The 26,155-nt window shown below is 74.8% G+C and carries 31 protein-coding genes and 1 pseudogene; 14 read left to right on the top strand and 18 right to left on the bottom strand.

Annotation, left to right across the window (positions count from 1 at the left end; genetic code table 11):
- Together ACI795_RS15730 and ACI795_RS15725 are read right to left on the bottom strand one after the other, a co-directional pair.
- Window positions 1-1,140: a cystathionine gamma-synthase gene (locus ACI795_RS15730; protein ID WP_457076473.1), complete on the bottom strand. Its 1,140-nt coding sequence runs from the start codon at window positions 1,138-1,140 to the stop codon at window positions 1-3.
- Window positions 1,137-2,534 (bottom strand): cystathionine beta-synthase, encoded by a 1,398-nt coding sequence (locus ACI795_RS15725; protein ID WP_457076472.1) that lies wholly within the window; start codon window positions 2,532-2,534, stop codon window positions 1,137-1,139. Before ACI795_RS15725 ends, ACI795_RS15730 begins: the two co-directional genes overlap by 4 nt.
- A gap of 223 nt (window positions 2,535-2,757) precedes the next feature.
- Between ACI795_RS15725 and ACI795_RS15720 the strand changes: the two genes are divergently transcribed.
- The 4 genes from ACI795_RS15720 (at window position 2,758) to ACI795_RS15705 (ending at window position 5,867) form a co-directional block, all read left to right on the top strand.
- Window positions 2,758-3,459 carry a GAF and ANTAR domain-containing protein gene (locus ACI795_RS15720; protein WP_457076471.1) on the top strand — a complete coding sequence of 234 codons (702 nt, stop codon included), beginning with the start codon at window positions 2,758-2,760 and terminating at the stop codon, window positions 3,457-3,459.
- 124 nt (window positions 3,460-3,583) lie between these two features.
- The gene (locus ACI795_RS15715) at window positions 3,584-4,033 is read left to right on the top strand and encodes an AAA family ATPase (RefSeq protein ID WP_457076470.1); all 450 of its coding nucleotides are present in this window, start codon (window positions 3,584-3,586) and stop codon (window positions 4,031-4,033) included.
- A gap of 138 nt (window positions 4,034-4,171) precedes the next feature.
- Window positions 4,172-5,575, top strand: coding sequence for an FGGY family carbohydrate kinase (locus tag ACI795_RS15710; protein ID WP_457076469.1), 1,404 nt, complete (start codon window positions 4,172-4,174; stop codon window positions 5,573-5,575).
- A 103-nt stretch (window positions 5,576-5,678) separates the two neighbouring features.
- A complete protein-coding gene (locus ACI795_RS15705) occupies window positions 5,679-5,867 on the top strand; it encodes a hypothetical protein (protein ID WP_457076468.1) in 189 nt (62 codons plus the stop codon).
- Between the two features lie 31 nt (window positions 5,868-5,898).
- Here the strand turns inward: ACI795_RS15705 and hisN are convergent, their stop codons facing one another.
- Window positions 5,899-6,696: a histidinol-phosphatase gene (hisN, locus tag ACI795_RS15700; protein WP_457076467.1), complete on the bottom strand. Its 798-nt coding sequence runs from the start codon at window positions 6,694-6,696 to the stop codon at window positions 5,899-5,901.
- 118 nt (window positions 6,697-6,814) lie between these two features.
- Entirely contained in the window at window positions 6,815-7,000 is a 186-nt protein-coding gene (locus ACI795_RS15695; RefSeq protein ID WP_457076466.1) for a DUF2795 domain-containing protein, read from the bottom strand.
- A 66-nt stretch (window positions 7,001-7,066) separates the two neighbouring features.
- Between ACI795_RS15695 and ACI795_RS15690 the strand changes: the two genes are divergently transcribed.
- Both ACI795_RS15690 and ACI795_RS15685 read left to right on the top strand, forming a co-directional pair.
- The gene (locus tag ACI795_RS15690) at window positions 7,067-7,615 is read left to right on the top strand and encodes a DUF2087 domain-containing protein (protein ID WP_457076465.1); all 549 of its coding nucleotides are present in this window, start codon (window positions 7,067-7,069) and stop codon (window positions 7,613-7,615) included.
- 40 nt (window positions 7,616-7,655) lie between these two features.
- Complete coding sequence (locus tag ACI795_RS15685) at window positions 7,656-8,387, top strand: Type 1 glutamine amidotransferase-like domain-containing protein (protein ID WP_457076464.1); 732 nt, start codon at window positions 7,656-7,658, stop codon at window positions 8,385-8,387.
- A gap of 18 nt (window positions 8,388-8,405) precedes the next feature.
- On the opposite strand, the gene rsgA is transcribed toward ACI795_RS15685, so the two are convergent.
- From rsgA to ACI795_RS15670, 3 genes are all read right to left on the bottom strand, one after another.
- Window positions 8,406-9,422: a ribosome small subunit-dependent GTPase A gene (rsgA, locus tag ACI795_RS15680; protein ID WP_457076463.1), complete on the bottom strand. Its 1,017-nt coding sequence runs from the start codon at window positions 9,420-9,422 to the stop codon at window positions 8,406-8,408.
- On the bottom strand, window positions 9,419-10,699 hold the full coding sequence (gene aroA, locus ACI795_RS15675; RefSeq protein ID WP_457076462.1) for a 3-phosphoshikimate 1-carboxyvinyltransferase: 1,281 nt from the start codon (window positions 10,697-10,699) through the stop codon (window positions 9,419-9,421). The genes rsgA and aroA overlap by 4 nt, the downstream gene beginning before the upstream one ends.
- 75 nt (window positions 10,700-10,774) lie before the next feature.
- Window positions 10,775-12,235 (bottom strand): NAD-dependent succinate-semialdehyde dehydrogenase, encoded by a 1,461-nt coding sequence (locus ACI795_RS15670; protein ID WP_457076461.1) that lies wholly within the window; start codon window positions 12,233-12,235, stop codon window positions 10,775-10,777.
- A 151-nt stretch (window positions 12,236-12,386) separates the two neighbouring features.
- On the opposite strand from ACI795_RS15670, the gene ACI795_RS15665 reads away from it, so the two are divergent.
- On the top strand, window positions 12,387-13,133 hold the full coding sequence (locus ACI795_RS15665; protein WP_457076460.1) for an SOS response-associated peptidase: 747 nt from the start codon (window positions 12,387-12,389) through the stop codon (window positions 13,131-13,133).
- A gap of 145 nt (window positions 13,134-13,278) precedes the next feature.
- Window positions 13,279-14,724: a fused MFS/spermidine synthase gene (locus ACI795_RS15660; RefSeq protein WP_457076459.1), complete on the top strand. Its 1,446-nt coding sequence runs from the start codon at window positions 13,279-13,281 to the stop codon at window positions 14,722-14,724.
- 39 nt (window positions 14,725-14,763) lie between these two features.
- Here ACI795_RS15660 and ybaK read toward each other — a convergent pair whose 3' ends face one another.
- Window positions 14,764-15,243, bottom strand: coding sequence for a Cys-tRNA(Pro) deacylase (gene ybaK, locus ACI795_RS15655; RefSeq protein WP_457076458.1), 480 nt, complete (start codon window positions 15,241-15,243; stop codon window positions 14,764-14,766).
- Between the two features lie 242 nt (window positions 15,244-15,485).
- Here ybaK and ACI795_RS15650 point away from each other — a divergent pair, with 242 nt between their 5' ends.
- Window positions 15,486-16,199 carry a sigma-70 family RNA polymerase sigma factor gene (locus ACI795_RS15650; protein WP_457076457.1) on the top strand — a complete coding sequence of 238 codons (714 nt, stop codon included), beginning with the start codon at window positions 15,486-15,488 and terminating at the stop codon, window positions 16,197-16,199.
- Entirely contained in the window at window positions 16,196-16,582 is a 387-nt protein-coding gene (gene rsrA / locus ACI795_RS15645) for a mycothiol system anti-sigma-R factor (protein WP_457076456.1), read from the top strand. Before ACI795_RS15650 ends, rsrA begins: the two co-directional genes overlap by 4 nt.
- 35 nt (window positions 16,583-16,617) lie before the next feature.
- Here rsrA and ACI795_RS15640 read toward each other — a convergent pair whose 3' ends face one another.
- On the bottom strand, window positions 16,618-16,692 hold the full coding sequence (locus ACI795_RS15640) for a 50S ribosomal protein bL37 (protein WP_014742531.1): 75 nt from the start codon (window positions 16,690-16,692) through the stop codon (window positions 16,618-16,620).
- Between the two features lie 238 nt (window positions 16,693-16,930).
- On the opposite strand from ACI795_RS15640, the gene ACI795_RS15635 reads away from it, so the two are divergent.
- Together ACI795_RS15635 and ACI795_RS15630 are read left to right on the top strand one after the other, a co-directional pair.
- Window positions 16,931-17,989, top strand: coding sequence for a biotin carboxylase N-terminal domain-containing protein (locus tag ACI795_RS15635; protein WP_457076455.1), 1,059 nt, complete (start codon window positions 16,931-16,933; stop codon window positions 17,987-17,989).
- A gap of 67 nt (window positions 17,990-18,056) precedes the next feature.
- Window positions 18,057-18,278: a biotin/lipoyl-binding carrier protein gene (locus ACI795_RS15630; protein WP_457076454.1), complete on the top strand. Its 222-nt coding sequence runs from the start codon at window positions 18,057-18,059 to the stop codon at window positions 18,276-18,278.
- A 102-nt stretch (window positions 18,279-18,380) separates the two neighbouring features.
- Here ACI795_RS15630 and ACI795_RS15625 read toward each other — a convergent pair.
- Both ACI795_RS15625 and ACI795_RS15620 read right to left on the bottom strand, forming a co-directional pair.
- Window positions 18,381-18,818: pseudogene (locus tag ACI795_RS15625) on the bottom strand (GNAT family N-acetyltransferase); the annotation flags it as partial.
- Window positions 18,819-18,829: 11 nt separating this feature from the next.
- Window positions 18,830-19,327: a GNAT family N-acetyltransferase gene (locus tag ACI795_RS15620; protein ID WP_457076453.1), complete on the bottom strand. Its 498-nt coding sequence runs from the start codon at window positions 19,325-19,327 to the stop codon at window positions 18,830-18,832.
- Window positions 19,328-19,382: 55 nt separating this feature from the next.
- Here ACI795_RS15620 and ACI795_RS15615 point away from each other — a divergent pair, with 55 nt between their 5' ends.
- A complete protein-coding gene (locus ACI795_RS15615) occupies window positions 19,383-20,867 on the top strand; it encodes a sensor histidine kinase (protein WP_457076452.1) in 1,485 nt (494 codons plus the stop codon).
- 66 nt (window positions 20,868-20,933) lie between these two features.
- Here the strand turns inward: ACI795_RS15615 and ACI795_RS15610 are convergent, their stop codons facing one another.
- Both ACI795_RS15610 and ACI795_RS15605 read right to left on the bottom strand, forming a co-directional pair.
- On the bottom strand, window positions 20,934-21,185 hold the full coding sequence (locus ACI795_RS15610) for a WhiB family transcriptional regulator (RefSeq protein WP_457076451.1): 252 nt from the start codon (window positions 21,183-21,185) through the stop codon (window positions 20,934-20,936).
- 358 nt (window positions 21,186-21,543) lie between these two features.
- Entirely contained in the window at window positions 21,544-22,536 is a 993-nt protein-coding gene (locus tag ACI795_RS15605; RefSeq protein WP_457076450.1) for a diacylglycerol/lipid kinase family protein, read from the bottom strand.
- Between the two features lie 75 nt (window positions 22,537-22,611).
- Here ACI795_RS15605 and ACI795_RS15600 point away from each other — a divergent pair, with 75 nt between their 5' ends.
- Window positions 22,612-23,094 carry a hypothetical protein gene (locus tag ACI795_RS15600; RefSeq protein ID WP_457076449.1) on the top strand — a complete coding sequence of 161 codons (483 nt, stop codon included), beginning with the start codon at window positions 22,612-22,614 and terminating at the stop codon, window positions 23,092-23,094.
- 24 nt (window positions 23,095-23,118) lie between these two features.
- On the opposite strand, the gene ACI795_RS15595 is transcribed toward ACI795_RS15600, so the two are convergent.
- The 5 genes from ACI795_RS15595 to ACI795_RS15575 form a co-directional block, all read right to left on the bottom strand.
- The gene (locus ACI795_RS15595; RefSeq protein WP_457076448.1) at window positions 23,119-23,901 is read right to left on the bottom strand and encodes an HAD-IIA family hydrolase; all 783 of its coding nucleotides are present in this window, start codon (window positions 23,899-23,901) and stop codon (window positions 23,119-23,121) included.
- Between the two features lie 26 nt (window positions 23,902-23,927).
- Window positions 23,928-24,410: an N-acetyltransferase family protein gene (locus tag ACI795_RS15590; RefSeq protein ID WP_457076447.1), complete on the bottom strand. Its 483-nt coding sequence runs from the start codon at window positions 24,408-24,410 to the stop codon at window positions 23,928-23,930.
- 16 nt (window positions 24,411-24,426) lie between these two features.
- On the bottom strand, window positions 24,427-25,233 hold the full coding sequence (pssA, locus tag ACI795_RS15585; protein ID WP_457076446.1) for a CDP-diacylglycerol--serine O-phosphatidyltransferase: 807 nt from the start codon (window positions 25,231-25,233) through the stop codon (window positions 24,427-24,429).
- A gap of 1 nt (window position 25,234) precedes the next feature.
- Window positions 25,235-25,900, bottom strand: a complete 666-nt coding sequence (locus ACI795_RS15580; protein WP_457076445.1) for a phosphatidylserine decarboxylase — start codon at window positions 25,898-25,900, stop codon at window positions 25,235-25,237.
- Between the two features lie 121 nt (window positions 25,901-26,021).
- On the bottom strand, window positions 26,022-26,155 hold a 134-nt coding region (locus ACI795_RS15575; RefSeq protein WP_457076512.1), incomplete at its 5' end, for a superoxide dismutase [Ni].

Here is a 26,155-nt window from a genome sequence, read left to right as displayed (position 1 = left end):
TCAGGCCAGTGCCTGGTCCAGGTCGGCGAGCAGGTCGTCCACGTCCTCGATGCCCACCGACAGGCGCACCAGGTCGGCCGGCACCTCCAGCGGCGAACCCGCGGCGCTGGCGTGCGTCATCCGGTGCGGGTGCTCGATCAGCGACTCCACGCCGCCGAGGGACTCGGCCAGGGTGAACAGCTGCGCGCGCTCGCACACCCGCAGCGCCGCCTCCTCGCCGGCCTTCAGCCGGAACGAGATCATCCCGCCGAAGCCGGACATCTGCTTCGCCGCGATCTCGTGGTTGCGGTGCTGCGGCAGCCCCGGGTACAGCACGTCGCCCACCGCCGGGTGCTCCAGCAGCCACTCGGCGATCCGCCCGGCGTTCGCGCTGTGCCGGTCCATCCGGACGCCGAGGGTCTTCAGGCTGCGCAGCACCAGCCAGGCGTCGAAGGGGCCGTTGACCGCACCCATCGCGTTCTGGTGGTAGGCAAGCCGCTCACCGAGATCGTCGTCGGCGACCACCAGCGCGCCGCCGACGATGTCGGAGTGACCGCCCAGGTACTTCGTCGTGGAGTGCACGACGACGTCAGCGCCCAGCGTCAGCGGCTGTTGGAGGTAGGGGCTCGCGAAGGTGTTGTCGACGACGAGCAGGGTCCCCGAGGCGTGCGCGATCTCGGCCAGCGCCGCGATGTCGGAGACGTTGAGCAGCGGGTTGCTCGGCGTCTCGCACCAGACCACCCGCACTGTCTCCGGCGCGACGGCCTCGCGGACGGCGCCCAGGTCGTTGAGGTCGACCGGCTGGTGGCCGACGCCCCACGGTGCGAGCACCCGGGAGATGAGCCGGTAGGTGCCGCCGTAGGCGTCGCCCCCGAGCACGATCGAGTCGCCCGGCCGGCAGACCGTGCGCAGCAGGGTGTCCTCGGCAGCGAGCCCGGAGGCGAACGCCAGCCCGCGGGTGCCCTGCTCGAGCGCGGCCAGCGCCGTCTGCAGGGTGTCCCGGGTGGGGTTGGCGCTGCGGCTGTACTCGTAGCCGCCGCGCAGCCCACCGACGCCGTCCTGCTTGTAGGTGGTGGTCAGGTGCAGCGGCGGGATGACCGCGCCGGTGGCGGGGTCGGGCTCCTGCCCGGCGTGGATGGCGCGCGTGTTGAAACCGGTCACGACTGCACCGTAGGCGCCGGCAGCCCGACGAGGTGGCCGAGGACGTCCTGCCGGGTGACGACGCCGGCCGGCTTGCCGTCGACGTGCACCAGCAGGGCGTCGGCCTCGCCGAGCGCGCTCACTGCGGCGGACACCGGCTCACCCGAGCCGATGATCGGCAGCGGTGCGCTCATGTGCCGCTCGACCGGGTCGGCCAGCGTCGCCCGGCCGGCGAACAGCGCGTCGAGCAGCGCCTTCTCCGCGACCGAGCCGACGACCTCGCCGGCGGTGACCGGCGGCTCGGCCCGCACGACGGGGAGCTGGCTGACGCCGTACTCCCGCAGGATGTCGATCGCGTCGCGGACGGTCTCGTTCGGGTGCGTGTGCACCAGGGTCGGGGTGCTGCCGGACTTGGCGTCGAGCAGCTCGCCGACGGTCTCGCCACCGGCCTCGGTGAGGAAGCCGTAGTCGGCCATCCACTCGTCGTTGAAGATCTTGTTCAGGTAGCCGCGCCCACCGTCGGGCAGCAGCACCACCAGGACGTCGTCCTTCGTCAGCCGCTCGGCCACCCGCAGGGCGGCGGCCACGGCCATGCCGCACGATCCGCCGACCAGGAGCCCCTCCTCGCGGGCGAGCCGCCGGGTCATCGCGAAGGAGTCCCCGTCGGAGACGGCGACGATCTCGTCGGCGACGGTCCGGTCGTAGGCCTCGGGCCAGAAGTCCTCGCCCACCCCCTCGACGAGGTAGGGCCGGCCGGTGCCACCGGAGTAGACCGAGCCCTCCGGGTCCGCGCCGATCACCTGGACCCGGCCGCCGGAGGCCTCCTTGAGGTACCGGCCCACGCCGGAGATGGTGCCCCCGGTGCCGGCCCCGGTGACGAAGTGGGTGACCCGGCCCTCGGTCTGGGTCCAGATCTCCGGGCCGGTCGTCTCGTAGTGCGAGCGCGGGTTGGCCGGGTTGGCGTACTGGTCGGGCTTCCAGCCGCCGGGGATCTCCTTCGCCAGCCGGTCGGAGACCGAGTAGTAGGAGCGCGGGTCGGCCGGGTCGACGGCGGTCGGACAGACGTGCACCTCGGCCCCGTAGGCCTTGAGCACGTTGATCTTCTCCTGGCTGACCTTGTCCGGGCAGACGAAGACGCACTTGTAGCCGCGCTGCTGCCCCACCAGGGCCAGGCCGATGCCGGTGTTGCCGCTGGTCGGCTCGATGATCGTGCCGCCGGGCCGCAGTGCTCCGGAGGCCTCCGCCTCCTCGATCATCCGCAGCGCGATCCGGTCCTTCACCGAGCCGCCGGGGTTGACGTACTCCACCTTGGCCAGGACCAGCGGGGCGTCGGGCCCCAGGTGCTCGGTCACCTTGTTCAACCGGACCAGCGGGGTGCCGCCGATCAGCTCGACGACGGACTCGGCGTACTGCACGGGGTCTCCTGCGGCGCTCGGGCCGGTGGCGGATCGCGCCTCCGACGGGTCTGCCCATCCCATCAGACCGGGCCCCGTACGGCAGAGGACGTGGTGCCGCTCACGACCTGCGACCGGACGACCGGGCCGACGCGGGGAGCGCTATACGCTGCCCGGGTCGAGCTCGCCACTCGACAGCGGTCATCAAGCCGGTGGCGCCGCCGACGAAGGGGAGTCACCCATCATGGACGAGGCGTCGTGGGACCTGCACCAGGCCCTGGGCAGGATCGAGCTCGCCGGCCGGGAGCTGTCCGAGGTCCTCGACGAGGTGGTCCGCGTCGCCCGCCGGGCCATCCCCGGCACCGAGGCGACCTCCATCACGCTGATCCGGGGCGAGCGCGCCTTCACCGCGGCCTTCGACGGTCAGCTCGCGATGGACGCCGACGAGTCGCAGTACCAGCGCGGCCACGGGCCCTGCCTGGACGCCGGCCTGGCCGGCGAGGTCTTCGTGGTCGGGGACATGCGGGCCGAGGAGCGCTGGCCGGGCTACGCGGCGCACGCCGCCGAACTCGGGGTCCGCAGTTCGATGTCCATCCCGCTGCCGTACCAGGGCGCCAGGATCGGTGCCCTGAACAACTACGCCACCCGGACGAGCGCCTTCACCGACGCCGACGTGGCGCTGGGCCAGGCCGTCGCCGCCTTCGTGGCGATCGCCGTGGGCAACGCCGATGCGACCGCGCGGGCGCTCGACGACGCGGCGAACATGCGCCGGGCGATGGCGTCCCGGGCGGTCATCGAGCAGGCCAAGGGCATCCTCATGGAGCGCCACAAGATCACCGCCGAGCAGGCGTTCACCCTGCTCACGCACGCCTCCCAGCGGCGGAACGTGAAGCTGCGCGAGGTCGCTGACGAACTGGTGTCCACCGGCGAGCTCATCGCCCGCTGAGTTCGGCAGCAAGGTGTGACAGACGCGCGTAAGCCCCCAGCAGTGCTGACATCGTCGGGGGCGGAGGAGGCGCTCACCGCGGACCCCACATGTGCTCACCGGCCAACTGACTACGGTGCTCGCGATGGCGCGAGTCTTGGTGACGGGGATGTCAGGCGCAGGGAAGTCGACGCTCTTGGCCGAGCTGGGGCGCCGAGGTCACCCGACCGTTGACACCGACTACGGCGGTTGGGAGCTTCCCGACGGCACTTGGGACGAACAGCGCATGGACCGGCTGCTGGCCACGCACCCCGAGGTGGTCGTCTCCGGCACGGTGGACAACCAGGGCCGCTTCTACAACCGCTTCGAGCATGTCGTCCTCCTGAGCGCGCCGCTTGACGTGCTGCTGGAGCGGGTGCGCACCCGGGAGAACAACCCCTACGGCAAGACGATCGAGCAGCAGGCCGAGATGGCCCGCTACCTGCACGAGGTCGAGCCGCTCCTGCGCCGAGGTGCCAGCCTGGAACTCGACGGACGACGTCCGGTCGCCGAACTCGCCGATGTGCTGGAGGAACTTCTCACCGGCAGGTCGTGACCTGCACCTCGACCCAGCGGAGGTCACGCGCTGTCGTGCGACTTACGCACAGAAAATCTCACCCTGCTGCCGAGCTCATCGCCCGCTGAGCCCCGTCCCGGCTGGCGCGCCCGGCTGGCGGGTGGACAGGATGCGGCGGTGAGCAGCGACCCCGTCGTCGTCGGCGCCGACCTGGGCACCAGCGGCCTCAAGGTCGCCGCCCTCGACCCGGCCGGTGCCGTCGTCGCCGAGAGCGAGGTCGGCTATGCCGTCGACCGGCCGCAGCCGGGCTGGGCGCAGACCGAGGTCGTGGTCTGGCGGGGCGCCGTGGAGGAGGCGCTCACCGCCCTCGCCGGCCGGCTGGCCGGGCGTTCGGTGGCCGCGCTGGGCCTCTCCGGACAGATGCACGGTGCCGTGCTGGTCGACGACGGCGGGCGTCCGCTGGCACCGGCCCTGCTCTGGCCCGACCAGCGTGCCACCGCGGAGCTGTCCCGGTGGCGCTCCCTCCCGGCCGCCGACCGGGCGGCGCTGGCCAACCCGCTCGCGCCCGGGATGACCGGGCCGCTGCTGGCCTGGCTCGCCGGGGAGCGGCCCCAGCTGCTGGACCGGGCCGCGGCCGCGCTGCTGCCCAAGGACGCGGTCCGCGCCGCGCTGCTGCCCGGCGCCGATCCCGCGGTCACCGACCGGACCGACGCCTCGGCCACCCTGCTGTGGGACGTCCCCGGGGAGCGCTGGTCGAGCGCCGCGGTGGCCGCCGCCGGCTTGCCGGAGAGGTTGCTGCCCGCCGTCCGTCCCGGCTCGCAGGTCCTCGGGACGGCGTCCCTGCCGGTCGGCGAGGTGCCGGTCGTCGTCGGCGGCGCCGACACCCCGCTGGCGCTGCTGGCCGCGGGCGGCAGCGGTGGCGTCCAGGTGAACCTCGGGTCCGGTGCCCAGGTGCTGCGCCCGGGGGTGGCGCCCTGGCCGGTGGCCGACCCCGTCGTGCACTGCTTCGCCGACCCGGACGACGGCTGGTACGCGATGGCGGCCCTGCAGAACGCCGGCACGGCCTGGTCGTGGGTGCGGGAGGTGCTCGGCCTGGACTGGCCGGCGCTGCTGGGCAGCCTGGACACCGCGGCGCCGGGCGCCGGTGGCGTCGTGTTCACCCCGTTCCTCACCGGCGAGCGGGGTGGGGTGGCCGGCCCGGCCGCGCGGGGCGGGTGGACCGGGCTGTCGGCCGACACCACCCGGGCCGACCTGGCGCGCGCCGCCCTGGAGGGGGTCGTGTTCGCCGTCGGCGCCGCCCTCGACCTGGTCGGGACCTCGCCGGACGGCGCCGACCCGGTCGTGCTCACCGGCGGTGGTGCGCGCGACGCCGGGCTGCAGCAGCTGATCGCCGACGCGCTGGCCCGGCCCGTGCAGCACGTGCAGGTGCGCAGCGCGTCGGCCGCCGGCGCCGCGGTGCTCGCCGGCCGCGGCGTCGGGCTGGAGCTCACCCCGCAGCGCGTGCTCGGGCCGGTGGTGGAGCCGGGCCCGGCGCGGCAGCTGCGGGCCGCGCGGGAACGGTGGGCCGCTGCGGTCGGGTGATCCCGGCTGCGCAGGCGTGGAACGGCTCCCCGCCGGGCACCGTTGGGCTCAGCAGCGGGGAGCCCGCACCCGGGCTCCCCGACGACGGGAGGGGTGACGCGCCATGGCGTCGATCATGAACAAGGTCGTGCAGTTCGCGAACAGCCCGAAGGGCAAGCAGGTGATCCGTCAGGCGACGGAGAAGGCCCAGCAGTTGGCGAGCGACCCGAAGAACCGGGCCCGGATCGACGACGTGCGCCGTCGGATCCAGGGCGGTCGTGGCGGTTCCGGGGGCACCGGCTCGGCGCACTGACCGGGACGGCGCCCCCTGGCGGCGCTCGCCCTCAGCGGGGGGCGAGCGCCGTCAGCACGTCGGCGTGCAGCACGCCGTTGCTGGCGACCGCGCTGCCGCCGGCCGGACCCGCGGCGCCGTCGAGGTCGCTGAAGCTGCCGCCGGCCTCCCGCACGATCACGTCGAGCGCGGCGAGGTCCCACAGCGACACCTCGGGCTCGCAGGCCACGTCGACGGCGCCCTCCGCGACCATCATGTAGCTCCAGAAGTCGCCGTAGGCGCGGGTCCGCCACACCGAGCGGGTGAGGTCCAGGAAGGGCTCGAGGCGGCCCTGCTCCTCCCAGCCGGAGAGGCTGGAGTAGGAGAGGCTGGCGTCGGCCAGGCTGGCCACCTGCGAGACGGTGCAGCGGGTCGCGTTCTCCAGCCGGCGACCGGTCCAGGCACCCACTCCCGCGGCGGCCCACCAGCGCCGGTTGAGCGCCGGTGCCGACACCAGCCCGACGACCGGCACGTCGCCCTCCAGCAGCGCGATCAGCGTCGCCCACACCGGGACCCCACGGACGAAGTTCTTCGTGCCGTCGATGGGGTCGATCACCCAGCGCCGGTCACCCCGGCCGGTGCTGCCGAACTCCTCGCCGAGCACCGCGTCGCGCGTCCGGGCCCGGGACAGGGTGGCGCGCAGCTGCTCCTCGACCGCCCGGTCGGCGTCGGTGACCGGGGTCAGGTCGGGCTTGGTCTCCACGTGGAGGTCCTGCGCCCGGAACCGGTCGAGGCTGAGCGCGTCGGCCTGGTCGGCGAGCACGTGCGCCAGGCGCATGTCCTCGGTGAAGCCGCGCTGTCCCGGTGTCATGGCACCCGAACCTACTGGTCCCGGCCCCGCGGGGCCGGGACCAGTGCCGATCGGCCGTGGCTCCCTTGCCGGGTCCCGCCGCGAGCTCGCGAGTGGCGGGGGGCAAGGGGGTCCTTCATCAGTTGTTGAAGACCGCCTTCTCCACCGCAGCCGGGGTGTCGTACTCGCCGTCCCCGATGTTCTTCAGCGCCTCGAGCACCTCGCCGTCGCCGCCGTGGGACTCCGCGTGCTTGACCACGTCCTCCTTCTTCGCCGGGTACTCGATGCCGCCGAGGGCCTTCTGGATGTCGATCGGGCTCACCATGGCCGGTCGGCTACCCCGCGACCGGTGCGTCGATGCCTGCACCGGCGGCCCGGATACGGTCGGGGGATGGAGGCGCGGACGATCGCCGGGCTGCTGGCCGACCCGGTCCGGCTCAAGGTGGTGGCCGCGCTCGCGCTGGGCGCCGGCACGATCGAGCAGGTGGCCGAGGCCACCGGCCTCTCCCTGCAGGAGGTGGCGCTGGCGGCCCGCCGGCTCGCCCGCGGCGGACTGGTCGGCCGCGACGGCCACCGGCTGGCGCTGCACCAGGACCGCTTCGGCAGGGCGGCGCGGGCCGCCGCCGAGCGCGAGCCCGCCCCGGAGCCGCTGTCGGCGGACCCGGCCGAGGACGCCGTGCTGCGCGCGTTCGTGCGCGACGGCCGGCTGGTCGCCGTCCCGGCCCAGCAGGGCAAGCGGCGGGTGGTGCTGGCGTACCTGGTGCACGTGTTCGAGGCCGGTGTCCGGTACCCGGAGCGCGAGGTGAACGCCCTGCTGGCAGCCTGGCATCCTGACGTCGCCGCCCTGCGCCGGTACCTGGTCGACGAGGGGCTGCTGTCCCGGGACGCCGCCGGGGTCTACTGGCGCAGCGGTGGTTACGTCCACGGCGTCGACGACTGACCCGGCTCCGGCACGGCGCCGGCGGGACGAGGGGAGCAGCGTGCAACGGCAGGTCTTCGCCTTCTCCGGGGTGCTCACGCCCCGGCCGGGTGAGCGCGGCAACCAGCCGCTCATCGAGCACGTGCTGCGGCTGGGCCGGGACCGGCGGACCGCTGAGGGCCCGGTGCGGGTCTGCTACGTGCCGACGGCGATCGGCGACGACCCGACGGCGGTCGAGGTGTACGACCGGGTCTTCGGCGCCCGGGGCGACGTCACGCTCAGCACGCTGCGGCTGTTCCCGCAGCCGAGCGTGCCGGACGTGCGCCAGCACCTGCTCACCCAGGACGTCGTGCTGGTCGAGGGCGGCAGCCTGGTCAACCTGCTGGCCGTCTGGCGCGCCCACGACCTCCCCGCGGTGCTGCGGGAGTGCTGGGAGGCCGGGGTGGTGCTGGCCGGCACCGGGGCCGGCAGCCAGTGCTGGCACGTGGGCGGCCCCACCGACGCGCTCGGGGGCCGGCTGGCCCCGCTGGGCGAGGGGCTGGGCCTGCTGCCGTTCAGCAACAACGTGCACGACGACGACGGCGGGCTGCCGCGCCGGGATGCCTACCGCCGGTTGGTGGCCGAGGGGGCCCTGCCCGGTGGGTACGCGACCGAGGACGGCGTCGGCCTGCACTACATCGGCGCCGCCCTCGCCGAGGCGGTCACCGTCCGGCCCGGTGCGCAGGCGTGGCACGTCCGGCCCGACGGTGCCGGCGGCTGGGTCGAGCGGGCGCTGCCGGCCCGGCTGGTCTAGCGGCCGGCTCCCGCGCCCCTAGTGCCCGGGGCCGAGCTGACCGACGGCGGTGATCAGCCGGCGGAAGCTGCCCAGCCGCTCGGCGCGGGCGGGCGGGCCGGCGGCGGCCCAGGCGTCCAGTGCGCACTCCGGGTCCTCGGCGGTGTGGCCGCAGGCCGGCGGGCAGTCGACGGCGGCCTCGGCCAGGTCGTCGAAGGCCGCGAGGACGTCCTGCGCGGTGACGTGGGCCAGCCCCAGCGACCGGATGCCCGGGGTGTCGATCACGGTGCCCCCGCCGGGGAGGTCCAGCAGCACCGCCGAGGACGACGTGTGCCGGCCCTTGCCGATCTTGCTGACGTCGCCGGTGGCCCGGAAGGCGTCCGGCACCAGCCGGTTGACCAGGGTCGACTTGCCGACTCCGGACTGGCCGACCAGCACGCTCATCCGCCCGGTCAGCCGCTCGAGCAGCTCGTCCAGCGACGCCTCCCGCGACATCGGCACCGCCTCGACCTCCAGCCCGGCGTACCGGTCGAGCAGCGGCTGCGGGCTGGCCAGGTCGGTCTTGGTCAGGCACAGCAGCGGCGCCAGCCCGCCGGCGTAGGCGGCCACCAGGCAGCGGTCCAGGAAGCCCAGCGCCGGGTCGGGGTCGGTGACCGAGGTGACGACCACCAGCAGCTCGGCGTTGGCCACCACGATGCGCTCGGTCGGGTCGGTGTCGTCGGCGGTCCGGCGCAGCGACGTCGTCCGGTCCTCGATGACCACGATCCGGGCCAGGGTGTCCGGCCGGCCCGAGGTGTCGCCGACGATGCGCACGCGGTCGCCGACCACCACACCGTGCTTGCCGAGCTCCCGGGCGCGCATGGCGGTGACCTCGACCGGCGCTCCGTCCGGGCCCTCGATCCGGACCTGCATCCGGCCGCGGTCGACGGCGATCACCAGCCCCGGGACGGCGTCCTCGTGCGCCGGCCGGGTGCGGGTGCGCGGGCGGGAGCCGTGCCGGGTCGGCCGGACCCGCACGTCGTCCTCGTCGGACCGCTTGTCCATCCGGCGGCTCAACGCCCCACCTCCGCCGGCTGGTCCAGCAGTGCGGCCCACCGCTCCCGGTAGTCCGGCAGCGTCTTGCTCACCGCTCCCGGGTCGCTGACCCGGACCCCCTCGACGGCCAGCCCCAGCACCGCGGCCGCGTGCACCATCCGGTGGTCGGCGTAGGAGTCCACCTGCGCGGCCCGCCCGGGGCCGGGCGTGATCACCAGGCCGTCGGGGAGCTGCTCGACCCGGGCGCCGACCGCGGTGAGCACCTCGTCCAGGGCCTGCAGCCGGTCGGTCTCGTGCCCGCGCAGGTGCGCGATGCCGGTCAGCCGGGACGGTCCGTCGGCCAGCGCGCACAGCGCCGCCAGCACCGGGGTCAGCTCGCCGACGGCGCCCAGGTCGGCCTCCAGCGGCGCGATCCGGCCGCTCCCGGTGACCTGCAGCCCGTCGGCGGTGCTCACCACCTCGGCGCCCATCGCGGTGAACAGCCGGTCGAGCTGGGCGCCGGGCTGGGTGGTCTCGGCCGGCCAGTCGCGCACGGTGACCCGCCCGCCGGTGACCAGCGCCGCCGCGAGGAAGGGGGCGGCGTTGGACAGGTCGGGCTCGACCACCCGGTCGAGGGCGGCGATCGGGCCGGGGGTGACCCGCCAGCCGCGTTCGGTGGGGACGACGTCGACGCCGTGCTCGGCCAGCGTGCGCACGGTCATCTCCACGTGCGGCATCGAGGGCAGCGACCCGGCGACGGCCAGGTCGACCCCCTGGTCGTACCGGGCGGCGGCCAGCAGCAGCCCGGAGACCACCTGGCTGGACTCGCTGGCGTCGACGGTCACCGTGCCGCCGCGGACCGCGCCGGTGCCGTGCACGGTGAACGGGGCGCGGCCCCGTCCGTCGTCGTCGATCCGCACGCCGAGGTCGCGCAGCCCGGCGATCAGGCCGGCGTTGGGGCGCTCGCGCAGCCGCGGGTCGCCGTCCAGCCGCACCGGGCCGGTGGCCAGCGCGGCGACCGGGGGCAGGAAGCGCAGCACCGTGCCGGCCAGCCCGGCGTCGACGTCGGCGGGGCCGCGCAGGTGGCCGGGGGTGACCAGCCAGTCGTCCCCGTCCGCCTCGACCCGGGTGCCCAGCGCGCGCAGCCCGGCGGCCATCAGGTCGGTGTCCCGGGCGCGCAGCGGGCGCACCAGGCGGCTGGGGCCGTCGGCCAGCGCGGCCAGCACCAGGGCCCGGGCGGTGAGCGACTTCGACCCGGGCAGCGCGACGACCGCGTCGACGGGGGTGGTGGGGTGCGGCGTCGTCCAGACCTCGGCCATGCCGTTCATCCTGCCCTGTCCGGGCACGGGGGTCCGGGGCGACGGCGCCTGCGGCCGCCACCCCGGACCACGCGGTCAGCCGGCCTCGGCCTCGACCGACTCCGGCTTCGGCGTGCCGACGGTGCGCACCAGCCGCTGGTTGGCGAACTCGAACATGCCCAGCTCGGAGAGCTCCCGGCCGTAGCCGGAGCGCTTCACCCCGCCGAAGGGCAGCTCCGGGGAGGTGCCCGACGGCGAGTTGATCCAGACCATCCCGGACTCGACCCGGTCGGCGACGGCGCGGGCCCGCTCGACGTCGGCGGAGAACACCGACGCGCTCAGCCCGAACTCGGTGTCGTTGGCCAGCCGGACCGCCTCGTCCTCGCTGGAGACGCGGTACACGACCGCGGCGGGGCCGAACAGCTCCTCGCGGTAGGCGCGCATCTCCGGGGTGACGTCGGCCAGCAGGGTCGCGTTGACGAAGGCACCCTCCCGCTCCGGCCGGCCACCGCCGACGAGCACCGTGGCGCCCTTGTCGATCGCGTCCTGCACCTGGGCGGTGAAGTCCTGCGCGGCCCGCTCGGAGGACAGCGGGCCCAGCGTGGTCGCCGGGTCCGCCGGGTCGCCGGGCCGGAGCCCGCGGAAGGCCTCGGTCAGGCCGGCGACGAACTCGTCGTACACGTCGTCCATCACGATGAACCGCTTGGCGGCGATGCAGGCCTGCCCGGTGTTGAGCGTGCGGGAGATCGTGGCCGCCTGGACGGTCTGCGAGACGTCGGGGGCGTCGAGCACGATGAACGGGTCGCTGCCGCCGAGCTCGAGCACCGACTTCTTCAGGTGCTTGCCGGCCAGCGAGGCGACGCTGCTGCCGGCGCGGGCGCTGCCGGTGAGCGTGACGCCCTGCACGTGCGGGTGGGCGATCACCCGCTCGACGTCGGAGATCCGCAGGAACAGGTTGGTGTAGACGCCCTCGGGGACGCCGGCGTCGTGGAGGAGCTGCTCCAGGGCCAGGGCGGTCTGCGGGTTGTTCTCCGCGTGCTTGAGCAGCACCACGTTGCCCAGCACGAGGTTGGGGGCCACCACGCGGGCAACCTGGTAGAGGGGGAAGTTCCACGGCTCGATGGCCAGCAGGACGCCGACCGGCTCGTTGACGACGACCGCCTCGCCCTCCATGACGTCGATGCGCTTGGGGGTCAGGAAGCCCGGGCCCTTCTCGGCGTACCAGTCGAAGATCATCGAGACGAGCATCGCCTCGCCGGTCGCCTCCTGGATGCGCTTGCCCATCTCCTTGGTGATGAGGGCGCCCAGGTCGTCGCGCCGCTCGCGCATCAGCTCGCCGATGCGGCCCACGATCGCGGCGCGCTCGGCGACCGGACGGCGGCGCCACTCGCCGAAGGCGGCGTGCGCCCGCTCGACGACGCCGTCGACCTCCGCGGTCTCCAGGAAGGGGAACTCCTGCTCGGTGCGTCCGGTGGCCGGGTCGATCGTCGCGTACGGGCGGTCGCCGGCGTCGCTGGCGGTCTTGGGGTGCTCGGTGGGCGGAGCCTGGGTCGTCACGTCGTCGTGCCTCCATCGCGCTGGGTCGGCTCTGTGCCTCCCCGTCCTACCGCCGACGGGCGGTGCGCGCACGGGTCGGGGCGCGGGACGGAAGACGCACCTAGGCTCGCTGCTGGTCGCCGGTGCCGCCGGCGCGCGCGGAGGAGTCGTCATGTGTGGTCGCTACGCCGCCAGCCGGCGTCCTGAGGACCTGGTGGTCGAGTTCGAGGCGGTCGCCGCCGAGGGGCAGCCCGCGCTGCCCGCGGACTACAACGTCGCGCCGACCAAGGACGTGTACGTCGTCCGGCACAAGAAGGAACGCGACGCCGAGGGGGCGCTGACCGGCGGTGGGCACCGGGAGCTGCGCGTCGTCCGCTGGGGGCTGGTGCCCTCCTGGGCCAAGGACGTCACGATCGGCAACCGGATGCTCAACGCCCGGGTGGAGTCGTTGACCGAGAAGCCGGCGTTCCGCACCGCCGCGGCGAGCCGTCGCTGCCTGGTACCCGCCGACGGCTGGTACGAGTGGGCGCCGCGCGCCGACCGGCCCGGCAAGCAGCCGTACTACGTGACCCCGGAGGACGGCGCGGGCCTGGCATTCGCCGGGCTGTGGGAGGTCTGGGGCCGCGGCGAGGACCGGCTCTACACCTGCACGGTGGTGACGGCGCCGGCGGTCGGCGCGCTGACCGAGGTGCACCCGCGGATGCCGCTGGTGCTGCCGCCCGAACGGTGGGCGGAGTGGCTGGACCCCGAGCGTCAGGACGTCACCGAGGTGGCCGCCCCGACCCCGCCGGAGTTCGTCGAGCGGCTGGAGATCCGCCCCGTCGGCACGGGCGTCGGCAACGTCGCGCACAACGGCCCGCAGCTGACCGCCCGGGTCGAGTCGGTCAGCGAGCCGGCCGACCAGCCCGTCCTGTTCTGACCCGCCACCTCTCCCGCCCCGCAGCCGAGGAGCCCCGCTGAGCGCCGAACCGTCCGCCCCACCCGCCGCCGACCGGACCGCGGAGGCATCCCGCGCCCTGCCCGGCTGGGTCGCCGCCGGGGTCACGTTCCTCTCCTCCGGCGCGGTGCTCGTGCTCGAGGTGGTCGGGCTGCGGCTGATCGCCCCCTACGTCGGCATCACGCTGCAGACCAGCACCGCGGTGATCGGCTTCGCGCTGGCCGCCATCGCCGTGGGCGCCTGGGCCGGCGGTGCGGCGGCGGACCGGACCGATCCGCGCCGGCTGATCGCCCCGCTGATGGTGGCCGGTGGCGGCCTGATCGTTGCGGTGCTGCCCCTCGTGCGCTTCGCCGGTGACCTGCTCACCGGCGCTGCGGCGGGCAACGTGCTGTTGCTGGCCGCGGTCGCCGTCGTCGTTCCGGCGGCGCTGCTGTCCGCCGTCCCGCCGATGGTCGTGGCGCTGCAGCTGGGCAGCCTCGCGCAGACCGGCTCGGTGGTCGGGCAGCTGTCCGGCATCGGCACCCTCGGCGGGATCGTGGCCACCTTCGCCACCGGCTTCCTGCTGGTCGCCGTGCTGCCCAGCAGCGTCATCCTGGTCGGCACGGGGCTGGTCGTGGTGGTCGCCGGGCTCGTCCTGGCGGTGCTGCTGAGGCGCCGCGGGCCGGCCGGGTCCGGGCGGGTGCCTGCAGGGCTGGTCGTGCTGGCGCTGGCGGCGCCGCTGCTCGCCGCGGTCGCCCCCACCCCGTGCGAGCGGGAGACCGCCTACCACTGCGCGCGGGTCACCGCCGACCCGGAGCGGCCCACCGGCCGGGTGCTGCAGCTGGACACGCTGCGGCACTCCTACGTCGACCTCGCCGACCCCACCTACCTGGAGTTCGAGTACGTGCAGGCGATCGCCTCGGTGACCGACGCGATGGCGCCGGCAGAAGAGCCGCTGTCGGCGCTGCACGTCGGGGGCGGGGGTCTCACGCTGCCCCGCTACCTCGCCGCGGTCCGGCCGGGCACGGTCGGCCGGGTGCTCGAGGTCGACCCGGGGGTGGTCGCCATCGACGAGCAGGAGCTGGGTCTGGAGCAGTCCGCGGAGCTGCAGGTGCGGGTCGGGGACGGCCGGGTCGGCCTGGGGGAGGAGCGGGCCGGGCAGCGCGACCTGGTCGTGGGCGACGCCTTCGGCGGTCTCTCGGTGCCCTGGCAGCTGACCACGGTCGAGGCGCTGCGCCTGGTCGACGACGCCTTGGCCGAGGACGGCGTCTACGCGGTCAACCTCATCGACCACCCGCCGCTGGGGTTCGTCCGCGCGGAGCTGGCGACCCTGCGCGAGGTGTTCGGCCACGTCGCGCTGCTGGCCCGCGCCCCGGTGCTGGCCGGGGAGGACGGCGGGAACGTCGTCGCCGTCGCCTCGCAGCAGCCGCTGCCCGTCGAGAGGATCGCCGCCGCTCTCGACGAGCGGCAGCTGGCCTGGCAGGTGGCGACGGGGGAGGAGCTGGACCGGTTCATCGGCGACGCCGGCGTGCTCACCGACGACTTCGCCCCGGTCGACCAGCTGCTCACCCCCTACGCGACCACCGCCCGCTGAGCGCACCGCCCGCTGGCGCACCGCCGCCGAGCGGGTCGGTCACAGGCGCGCGATCGGCGCGGTACGGGCCCGGGTGAGCCGCACCAGGTCCGCCGGTGCCAGCTCCACCTGCAGCCCGCGCCGGCCGGCGCTCACCAGCACCGTGGCGAAGCCCAGCGCCGAGTCGTCGACCACCGTGGGCAGCGCCTTGCGCTGGCCCAGCGGGCTGATCCCGCCACGCACGTAGCCGGTGGCCCGCTCGGCGTCGACCGGGTCGGCCATCGCGGCCTTCCGGCCCCCGGCGGCGGCGGCCAGCGCCTTCAGGTCCAGGTGCCCGCTGACCGGCACGACCGCGACGGTGAGCGCACCGTCGACGCGGGTCACCAGGGTCTTGAGCACCCGGGCCGGGTCGGCGCCGAGCGCGGCCACCGCCACCTCGCCGTGACCGTGCCCAGCGGCACCGTCGGCCGGTTCGTACTGGTGCAGGGCGAACGCCGCCTCCGCCCGTTCCAGGGCCCGTACCGCCGGGGTCGCCGCCACAGCCGGTGACCCTAGAGCGCCGGGGCGGCCGGGACGACGGAGTTCCCGGTGACCACCGTCGCGGGAATCCTCCCGGGGGGTGCTCGGTTGCACCGGCCGTGAGCAGCACAGCCCCGGGCGCGGCGGCGCGGACCGCGCGCAGCGCCGCCCCGTCCCGTCGTCCCCCCGGCCGTCCCGACCGGTCCCGGCTAGGATCGTCCGACGTGGTGCCCCGTTCCCGGGCGCCGCAGAGAGGACGGTCGGTGCCCGAGGAGCCCACGGTCGAGAACCCCGTCGTCGAGGCGGGCGCGGCTGCAGCGCAGCCGGACCAGCGTGAGGAGACGCCGGAGGCCCGCGCCGACGGCAGTCGGAGCGAGCTCGCGGAGTCGCGGGCGCAGCGTGACGCCCGGTTCGAGCGTGACGCCCTGCCCTACCTCGACCAGCTGTACCCGGCGGCCCTGCGGATGACCCGCAACCCGGCCGACGCCGAGGACCTGGTCCAGGAGACGTTCGTCAAGGCCTACTCCGCGTTCCACCAGTTCGCCGAGGGCACGAACCTCAAGGCCTGGCTGTACCGGATCCTGACGAACACCTACATCAACAGCTACCGCAAGAAGCAGCGGCAGCCGCAGCAGTACCCCACCGACCAGGTGCAGGACTGGCAGCTGTACGCCGCGGAGGAGCACACCTCCAGCGGGTTGCGCTCGGCGGAGATCGAGGCGCTGGACCACCTGCCCGACTCCGACATCAAGGACGCCCTCCAGCAGCTGCCGGAGGACTTCCGTCTGGCGGTGTACCTCGCCGACGTCGAGGGCTTCGCCTACAAGGAGATCGCCGAGATCATGGGCACGCCCATCGGCACGGTGATGTCCCGCCTGCACCGCGGTCGCCGCGGACTGCAGAAGCTGCTGGCCGACTACGCCCGGGAGCGCGGCTTCGTCCGCGCGGGGGCCACGGAGGAGGCGACCCGCTCATGAGCACCGACGCTCACGACGGAACGCACCGGACACCGGGAGAGCACGGCGGGCACGACGACGTCGGGATCGCCTCCTGTGACGACGTCCTCTCGCACGTGTTCGAGTTCCTCGACCACGAGACCGACGACGCCCGCCGGTCGGTGATCGCCGAGCACCTCGAGGACTGCTCGCCCTGCCTGCGGCAGTTCGGCATCGAGCAGGAGTTCAAGGCGCTGGTGCGGCGCCGCTGCGGCGGGGACGCCCCGCCGCCCGGCCTGCGGGACCGGATCAAGGTGCAGCTGACCACCGTCTCCTTCGAGGAGGACGGCACGCAGGTCCGCGTCGAGCGGTCCAGCGTGGAGACCTACACCGAGCAGCTCCCGGGGGAGCGCCCCTCCGCCTGAGGCGAGAGGGGCGCCCCTCGGCCCTGTCCGCCTTGTCAGGCGTTGGGGCGCTTGCCGTGGTTGGCGCCGCTCTTCTTGCGGGCGCGCCGCTTGCGTCCACGCTTGGACATCGCTGCCTCCTCACTCCGGGTCGGGTCGCCGGGGTGCTGCCCCGGCCGGTGATCGCCGACCGGGTGCAGGGTGCGGAGAGCACCCGGACCGGCCAAGCTGACCGGACGAGGATCTCACGCTCCGGGCTGCCGCCGTGCGGTGGTGCGGTGCCCGGCCGGCACCTGCCAGGCTCCGGGGCGCGTGGTGGCGACGAGTCGTGGCGATGACGCCGGCAGCAGGCCGGGGACGGGGGACGGGGTGGCCCAGACGGCGGTGGAGAGCGTGCTGGTCGCCGGCCGGGGGCCGGCGGCGTGCGCGGTGATCGCGGCCTGCACGCGGCTGGGGGTCAAGGCGGTCGCGGTCTGCTCCGAGGTCGAGCAGGACGCCCGGCACGTCCGGATGGCCGACGAGTCGGTGCTCCTCGGGCCCGCGCCCGCGGCCGACTCCTACCTCGACGTGCGGCGCATCGTCGAGGCCGCCCGCCGGACCCGGGTGCGCGCCGTGCTGCCGGTCCCGCCCGCGCTGGCCGGCAACGCCCGGCTCGCCGCCGCGGTGGCCGAGGCGGGGCTCACCTGGATCGGCCCGCACGCGGAGGTGCTCGAGCGGCTGGGGGGCGACGGGGTCGAGCCGGCCAGCGAGCGCGGCTTCCTCGCCTGGGTGACCGAGGACGCGCTGCGGTACGTCACCCCGGTGGTGCGCGACCGGGCCGGCGGCACCCCGCGGGTCAGCTGGACCCCCGCGGAGGGGCTCGGCCCGCTGCCCGCCGCGGCGCGCCGGCTGCCCGAGCTGGGCTGGCGCGGACTGGTCACCGTGGGCATCGACCCCGACGGGGAGCTGGCCGAGGTGGCCGCCGGCTTCTCCCTGGACATGGCCGTCCTGGAGCGCTCGCACGGCGTGGACGCGGTCGAGCTCTCGCTCCGCAGCGCCGTCGACGGCGCGTCCGTCGACGGCGCGTCCGACGAGGGGGGCGCCGCCGAGGCCCGACCGGCGGTCGCCGTCCAGCTGCGCGCCACCCTCGCGCCGGGGGTCGCCGGCCGGGTCACCGGGCGCCTGCCGGAGCTCCGGCCGGGGAGCGTGCTGGGTGCCGACCGGGAGGTGGTCGCGGTCCGCGGCTACGACCCCGGGGACCGGCTGGACGGCTGGTACGACGCATTGCTGGCGACGGTCAGCTCGGCGGCGCCGGAGGTCACGGGTGCGGCACGGGCGGTCGCCGACGTGCTCACCGGCCTGCCGGACACCGGCGTGCCGCACGACGGCGCCGCGGTCTGCCAGGTGCTGCACCGGATCGCCGGCCCGCTGGTGCCCGACCGCAGCTGACCGACGGGCGTGCTTTCATGGTCGTCCCCGCCGGTCGGTGGGGACGTCGACACGAGGAGGCGCGCCGGTGGCGGTCGAGGAGATCCACGCCGAGATGGTCTCCAGCGTCTGGAAGGTCCTGGTGGCCCCTGGGGCGCAGGTCGCGGCCGGGGACACGCTGGTGATCCTGGAGTCGATGAAGATGGAGATCCCGGTGCTCACCGAGCGGGCCGGCGTGGTCGAGGAGATGCACGTGGTGGAGGGTGAGGTGCTTCAGGAGGGCGACCTCATCGCCACCGTCGTCGCCTAGCCCGATCGGCCCGGCATCGTCCAGACGTACCAGTCCGCGGTGCGCGTGGGATCGCCTGGGACCGGCCGCGTCCCCGTGTGGGTGAACCCCACGCCGCAGGATCCGGTGGCTGGCCTCGTTCGGTGCCTGCACGCTGCTGCCGACCCGCTCCAGACCGCGCTCCTCCACGGCCCAGCGCAGCACCTCGGCCGCCGCCTCGAGCCCGAAGCCCCGGCCCCAGGACAGCCGGCCGTACCGGTAGCCGAGGTCGGTCTCGTCGGCGTCGCCACCGTCGACCGACGCCGGGTACAGGCCGCACGTCCCGAGGACGGCGCCGTCGGAGGTGCGGACGACGAGGAACTCGTCGTCGAGCTGCGCCCGCTCGGCCGCCCGCTGCAGAGCGCCGTCGAGGTCGGCGCGGGTGAAGCCGTCGCGGCCCGCGCCGACGTACCGCCAGACCGCGGGGTCGTCCCACGCCGTGACGAGGGCGTCCTTCTGGGCGTCGGTCACCAGCCGCCACGGCAGCAGCGTCAACCGGGCGGTGGTCCGCGGCCTGGGCACCCGGTCGGTCGTCACAGCTGCCGCGCGTACACCCGCAGGTCGATGCCGGGGACCGGGCTCCAGTCCCGCGAGGGCAGCCGGGTGAAGCCCAGCCGCTCGTAGAGGCGGTGCGCCGTCGTCATCTGCGGCCCGGTGGTGAGCAGCATCCGCCGCTTGCCGGCCGCCCGGGCGCGGTCCAGGCAGGCCTGGACGAGCGCCTCGCCCACTCCCCGGCCGCGCGCCGCGGGGTCGACCACCAGCATCCGGAAGGCCGCCTCGTCCTCGGACTCGGTGACCTGGCCGAAGTCGCCGGTGAGCACCAGGGCCACGCTGCCCACCACCTCGCCGTCGCCGTCCCGGGCGACGAGCAGCTCCGCCCGGTCGGCCCGGCCGGCGACGTCGGCGAGCTGCTGGGCGTACTCGGGCGAGGCCAGCCCTTCCGCGGTGTAGACACCGGCGGTGAGCCGGCCGATCCGGTCGTGCTCGTCGGGGCGGGCGAGGCCGGTGTCGACGGCGGCGCTGCGAGTCACCAGCGCAGGGTAGGTGGCCCGTCCGTCCCGGCCCACGCCTAGGCTCCGGGTCACCATGAGCAGCCTGTCCGAACGACTGACCCGGAGCTCTGCGGCGAGCCCGTCCCAGGTCGACCACGCCCGCCGGCTGGTCGCCGACTGGCAGCTGCTGGCCGACCTCGCGTTCGCCGACCTGACGCTGTGGGTGCCCCTGCAGGACGGCGCGTGGTGGTGCGTGGCCCAGGTCCGTCCGCTGACCGCGCCCACCAGCCAGCCCGACGACCTGATCGGCACCGAGCTCAGCGGCGACGACGCCGCCCAGCTGGTGCAGGCGCACACCGACGGGCGCCCGGTCACCGAGGGGGAGCCGGACTGGTCGGGGACCGCCCCGCGCCGGCGTGAGGTCATCCCCGTCCGGCACGACGGCGTGGTGGTCGCGGTGCTGGCCAAGGACACCAACCTCGCGGTCACCCGGGCGCCGTCCACGCTCGAGCTGACCTACCTCGACATCGCCGCCGACCTGTCGCTGATGGTGGCCGCCGGCACGTTCCCGCCGCGGATGCTCGACGACGCGGAGATGAGCCCCCGGGTCGGCGATGGCCTGGTCCGGCTGGACGCGGCCGGTCGCGCCGTTTACGCCAGCCCCAACGCGCTGTCGGCCTACCGGCGGATGGGGGTCATCGGCGACGTCGTCGGCGCGGACCTCGCCGAGGTGACCCGCGGCGTCTCGGCCGACCGGGTGGCCGGCGAGGCGGTGGCGGCGAGCATCAACGCGGCGGTGGCCGGCCGGTTCCCCGATCCGATGGACGTGGAGAACGACGCGGCGACGATGCTGGTCCGCGCGCTGCCGCTGCAGGCCCCCGGAGCGGAGGAGGGCGCGCTGGTGCTGGTCCGCGACGTCACCGACGTCCGCCGGCGGGACCGCGCGCTGATGACGAAGGACGCCACCATCCGGGAGATCCACCACCGGGTGAAGAACAACCTGCAGACCGTCGCGGCGCTGCTGCGGCTGCAGGCCCGCCGGATGACCGAGCCGGCCGCCCGGGCGGCGCTGCAGGAGTCGGTGCGCCGGGTCGCCTCGATCGCGGTGGTGCACGAGACGCTGGCCGGGAGCCGGGAGGACGTCGTGGACGTCGACGACGTCCTCGACCAGGTCCTGCCGATGCTCGGCGACGTGACCTCGGTGGGGCCGGCGGCGCGGATCAAGCGCGACGGCCGGCTGGGGGAGCTGCCCGCGGCCGCGGCGACGCCGCTGGTCATGGCGGTGACCGAGCTGCTGCACAACGCCGCCGAGCACGCGTTCGAGGACGGCTCGCCCGGCACGATCGTGCTCCACGCCCGCCGGGACGGCGCCGACCTCGAGGTGCGGGTGCACGACGACGGGCGGGGCCTGCCCCTGGACTTCGACCCGGCCGCGAGCACCGGTCTGGGACTGCAGATCGTTCGCACGCTGGTCACCAGCGAGCTGCACGGCACGCTGGAGATGGGGCCGCCTGCCGGCGGTGGGCCGGGCACCGAGGTCGTGCTCAGCCTGCCGGGCGCCGGCCGCCCGCGGCGGTGAGCAGATGCGACAGGGGCCGCCTCGCGGATGCGAAGCGGCCCCTGTCGACCCGGCTGGGGGCTGTGCTCAGGCGGTGCGGACCCTCGTGCGGGCGGTGCGGCGCTTGAGGGCGCGGCGCTCGTCCTCGGACAGGCCGCCCCAGACGCCGGAGTCCTGGCCGGAGCTCAGTGCCCACTCCAGGCACGACTCCACGACCGGGCAACGGCGGCACACAGCCTTGGCCTGCTCGATCTGGACGTGCGCAGGCCCCGTCGTCCCGATCGGGAAGAAGAGCTCCGGGTCCTCGTCCCGGCAGAGCGCGCGGTGGCGCCAGTCCATGGCTGTGTACTCCTCGATCTCGTCTGGGTGCTACCGGTGGGCAGCCGATCGCCGGCCCTGAAGACCGCCCCCGCAGATCAACGCACCGGTGGTCCGGCGCCGTGAACGGCGACCGCCTGCCTTGTTACCGGCAGGTTGCTTGCTTGTGATGGTTTCACGAGACGCCGGGCTGTCAAGCAGACTCCACCCTGTTCACCGGTGCTCGTGAGGAAGCTCACCACGGGTGTGCGGCCCTCGCCACTCGTGCTGTCCGGCCGCCCTCCCGGCCCGCCGCGAGCGGGGGTGAGGTGCTGGAGCGGCCTCGTTCCCGGGGCCCGCCGCGAGCGGAGCGAGTGGTGGGGAGGGACGAGGTCCTTCGTCAGACGACGACGCGCAGCGCGGCGGGCACCGAGCGCACCCGCAACCCGGTCGTGGTGCCGAGGTGGTCGCCGTCCAGCTGCCACCCCTGGGGGCGGGTCGCGGTCAGGGTCAGCTCGGGGAGGTCGTGCCAGCGGTGCACGCCGCGACCCCGGGCGTCGGGCCGCGCAGCCATCACCTGGCGGACGTGGTGCAGCATCCGGACCACGCCGACCCGCCCCATGGCGAAGACGTCCAGGCCGGTGTCGAAGGACGCCTCCGGGCTCGGGTTGACCGGCCGGGAACCCAGGTAGGTCCACGGGCTCACGTTGGACAGCAGTGCCAGGAACAGCCCGTCGACGGGCGGCTCACCCGGCACCGTGAGGGTCAGCGGGGGGCGGCGCCGGTCGCGGCCGACGACGAAGGCGTCGAGACCGGCGCGGACGTACAACGCTCCGCTGGACCGGCGACCACGGGCCCGCTGCGCCTCCACGCGGGAGATCACGTCGGCGTCGAAGCCCATGCCGGCGGCGAACACGAACCAGCGCGGGTCGGTCCACTCCTCCGGGCCGGTGCTCCGGTCCTGGCTCGCCGCGGCGTCCTCGCCCGTCACCCGGGCCGAGGCGGTGCCGAGGGAGACCAGCCGGGTCCGTCCGGCGCGCAGCGAGTCGAGGATCTCCCCGGTGGCCTCGACCGGGTCGCGGGAACGGCCCAGCGCCCGGGCGAAGACGTTGGTCGAGCCGCCCGGGACGACGGCGAGGGTGGGTACCCGGTCGCCCGGACCGGTGCTGAGCAGGCCGTTGACCGCCTCGTTGACCGTCCCGTCGCCGCCCAGGGTGACCACCACGTCGATGCCGTCGGCCGCGGCCTGGGCCGCGAGTTCGCGTCCGTGCCCGCGGTGGGCGGTCTCCACGACCTCCACCTGGAGCTGGCTGGACAGCGCCCGGACCAGGACGTCCCGCACCTTGCGGGTGGTGGTCGTCGCCGCCGGGTTCGCCACCAGCAGCGCACGCATGGGCTCAAGATAGCCAGCCGCGTTCCGGCGTCCTCCGGCAACTCGCCCGGTGGCTCCCGGCGTAGCCTCTGGGCCGTGTCTGGCGAGGAGTCGAACGCCCCCGGCCGTCGGCGCCCCCGAGCCGAGGGGCTGCTCGGCGGCGCCGCGCAGCCGCCGGCGCCGAAGCCCGCGCGCGCCCGCCCCGAGGCGCCCCCCGCGGTCCGCCGGGCCGCACTGGTGGTGGCCGTCGAGGCGGCGGGGCTGACCGCTCTCGCCCTGTTGCTGCTCTTCCTGGCCGTCGCCGGGGAGCCGAGCAGCGTGGCGCGGGCGCTGGCCGAGGTCGTCTACGTGGGGCTGGGCGCCGGGCTGCTGGGGGCTGCCGCCGTCGGGCTGTGGCGGGTGGCCGGGTGGGCGCGGGGGCCGGTGATCGTGCTGCAGCTGCTGCTGGGGGTCATCGGCTACACCGCCGCCTTCCAGGCCGACCAGCCGCTGGTGGGGGTGCCGCTGCTCGCCCTGGTGGCGCTGGAGCTGTACCTGCTGGCCACCCCCGAGGCCCGGCTGGCGTTCCTGGACCGCTGAGGGGGTGGGCCCCGGGACCCCGGACTAGACCAGGTCGATGACCTCGGCGATCGAGGGGAGCACCCGGCCCGGGCGGAACGGGAAGCGGGCCACGTCGGACTCCTTGGTCGACCCGGTGAGCACCAGCACGGTGTCCAGCCCGGCCTCGATGCCGGCCACGACATCGGTGTCCATCCGGTCGCCGACCATCGTGGTCGACTCCGAGTGGGCCTCGATCCGGTTCATCGCACTGCGGAACATCATCGGGTTGGGCTTCCCGACGAAGTACGGCTCCGCGCCGGTCGCCTTGGTGATCATGGCCGCGACCGACCCGGTGGCCGGGAGCGGGCCCTCGGGCGACGGCCCGGTCACGTCCGGGTTGGTCGCGATGAACCGCGCCCCGTCACCGACCAGCCGGATCGCCCGGGTGATCGCCTCGAAGGAGTACGTGCGGGTCTCGCCCAGCACCACGTAGTCCGGGTCGGTGTCGGTCAGCACGTAGCCGGCCTCGTACAGCGCCGTGGTGAGCCCGGCCTCGCCGATCACGTAGGCCGAGCCGCCGGGCAGCTGTGAGGAGAGGAAGTCCGCCGTCGCCAGCGCCGACGTCCAGATGAACTCCTCCGGCACGGTCAGCCCGCTGCGGGCCAGTCGCGCCGACAGGTCGCGCGGGGTGAAGATCGAGTTGTTGGTCAGCACCAGGAAGCGCCGCTCCCGGTCCCGCAGCCGCTGGAGGAACTCCGCGGCACCGGGCAGGGCGTTGCCCTCGTGCACCAGCACGCCGTCCATGTCGGTCAGCCAGCACAGGGACTCGCTGCGCTCGGTCGTCACGCCGTCCTCCTCGTCCGTCGGGGTGGTCACCGGCGGGCGGCGGCGAAGGAGCCGAGCGCCTCGTCGGTCAACCGGTAGACCGTCCACTCGTCCATCGGCACGGCCCCGGCCGCTCTGTAGAACGCGATCGACGGCGCGTTCCAGTCCAGCACCGACCACTCCAGCCGCGCGTACCCGCGCTCTACGCAGACCTCGGCCAGCGTGCGCAGCAGCTCGCGCCCCAGGCCCGTGCCGCGGTGCTCCGGGCGGACGTAGAGGTCCTCCAGGTGGACGCCGTGGGTGCCGCGCCAGGTGGAGAAGGTGAGGAACCACAGCGCGAAGCCGGCCACGGCGCCGTCGGGGGCGAGCGCCACGTGCCCGAACAGCGCCGGGGACTCCCCGAACAGGGCGCCGTGCAGCTGCTCGGCGGTCATCTGCGCCTCGTGCTCGGCCTGCTCGTACGCGGCCAGCTCCCGGATCAGCCCCAGCACGGTCGGGACGTCGTCGGGCTCGATGCGGCGCACGCTCACGACGGCAGCACCCCGGTCACGACAGCGCCTCCTTCACCCGGTCCGGCACGAGCCGTCCCAGCGGCATGACCACCGGCATCACCAGCGGGGACAGCAGGTAGCCGTAGGCCAGCACGCAGCCGGTGACCACCGGCACGGTGGACATCCCGGCGACGACCAGCAGCGCGGCGATGACCACACCGTAGGGCTTGCCGCTCTTCGGGCTCACCAGCGAGCGGAAGGACCGGTAGCGGACGTTGCTGATCATCAGCAGGCCGGGGACGACCAGGACCAGCAGCACCCACAGCCGGTCGCGCCCCTGCATGGCGTCGGCGAAGGCGAACACGCTGGCCAGCACGACGCCGGCCGCCCCGGGACTGGGCAGCCCGGTGAAGTACCGCTTGTCCGCCGTGGGGTCGATCGTGGTGTTGAACCGCGCCAGCCGGATCGCGGCGCACGCCACCCAGAGGAAGCAGGCGAGCCAGCCCAGCGGGTCCCACTGGTCGCGGCCGTCGGAGAAGAGCGCGAAGACGACCAGCGACGGGGCCAGGCCGAAGGAGACCAGGTCGGCCAGCGAGTCGAACTGCAGGCCGAACGGTGACACGGCGCCGACCAGCCGGGCGACCGCGCCGTCGGCGATGTCGAAGACCACCGACAGCCCCACCAGCAGGCAGGCCAGCCGGTACTCCCCGCGGAAGGAGACCAGGATGGCGCCGAAGCCGCACAGCATGTTGGCCAGGGTGAACAGGCTGGGCAGCCAGGCCCGGGCCCGCCGCCGTCCACCGCGCATCGAACCGCGGACGAACTCGACCGTCGTCGTCCGCCTGCCGGACACCGGAGGCATGTCAGGCGGGAGGGGACCAGCGTGCGATGACGGTCTCGCCGCCGCGCACCCGCTGCCCCTCGGTGACGGTGACCGTGCACTCGCGCGGCACGAAGACGTCCATCCGCGACCCGAACTTCATCAGCCCGATCCGTTCTCCGGTGGCCACCTGCTGACCCTCTCGCACCCGGGTGACGATCCGCCGGGCGAGCACCCCGACGATCTGCCGGAACACCACCGTGCGCTCGCCGTCGGCGAGCCACAGCTCGCTGCGCTCGTTCCGGTGCGCGCTCTCCTTGCGGTACGCGGCCAGGAAGCTGCCCGGCCGGTAGCTGACCGACGTCACCCGGCCCCGGTAGGGGGAGCGGTTGACGTGCACGTCGACGACGGAGAGGAAGACGCTGACCTGCTGCCAGTCGCCTTCGGGGGCGACGCCGGGCTGGGGCTCCCCGGCCACCATCACCACGCCGTCGGCGGGGGAGAGGACCTCGTCGTCCGGCGGTGGCACGGTGTCGCACCGCCGCTCCGGGTCGCGGAAGAACACCGCCATGTAACCGGTGAGGGCCAGGAACGGCCACGCCGCCAGCCGGACCGGCCGGGACCCGGTGGCGCGGCCCACGGCGGACAGCGCCGCCGCGGTGACCGACGGAACGGCGAGGAAGGGCCAGCCGGCCCGGTCGATGCGCATCGCGCACCGAGGCTACCGGGCTGGCAGTCAGCGCTCCCGGGGACGGCGTGGCGCGCTGCCCGGAGACGGCACTGCCGGGCACCCGCGGTCGCGGGGCCCGGCAGTGACGGGGGGGCCTTCGTCAGGCAGCGGCCTTGGTCTCCCAGAAGATCTTGTCGATCTCGGCGATGTAGTCGAGCAGCTTCTGGCCCTCGGCGGGGTCCATGCTGCCCTTGCCGCCGGCGGCGCCGGCCTGCTTGGTGGCCTTGTTGAACA

The organism is Modestobacter sp. SYSU DS0290, from assembly GCF_054050955.1.
The sequence above is the reverse complement of the archived record's forward strand: the minus strand, read 5'-3'. Positions and strand labels throughout refer to the sequence as shown.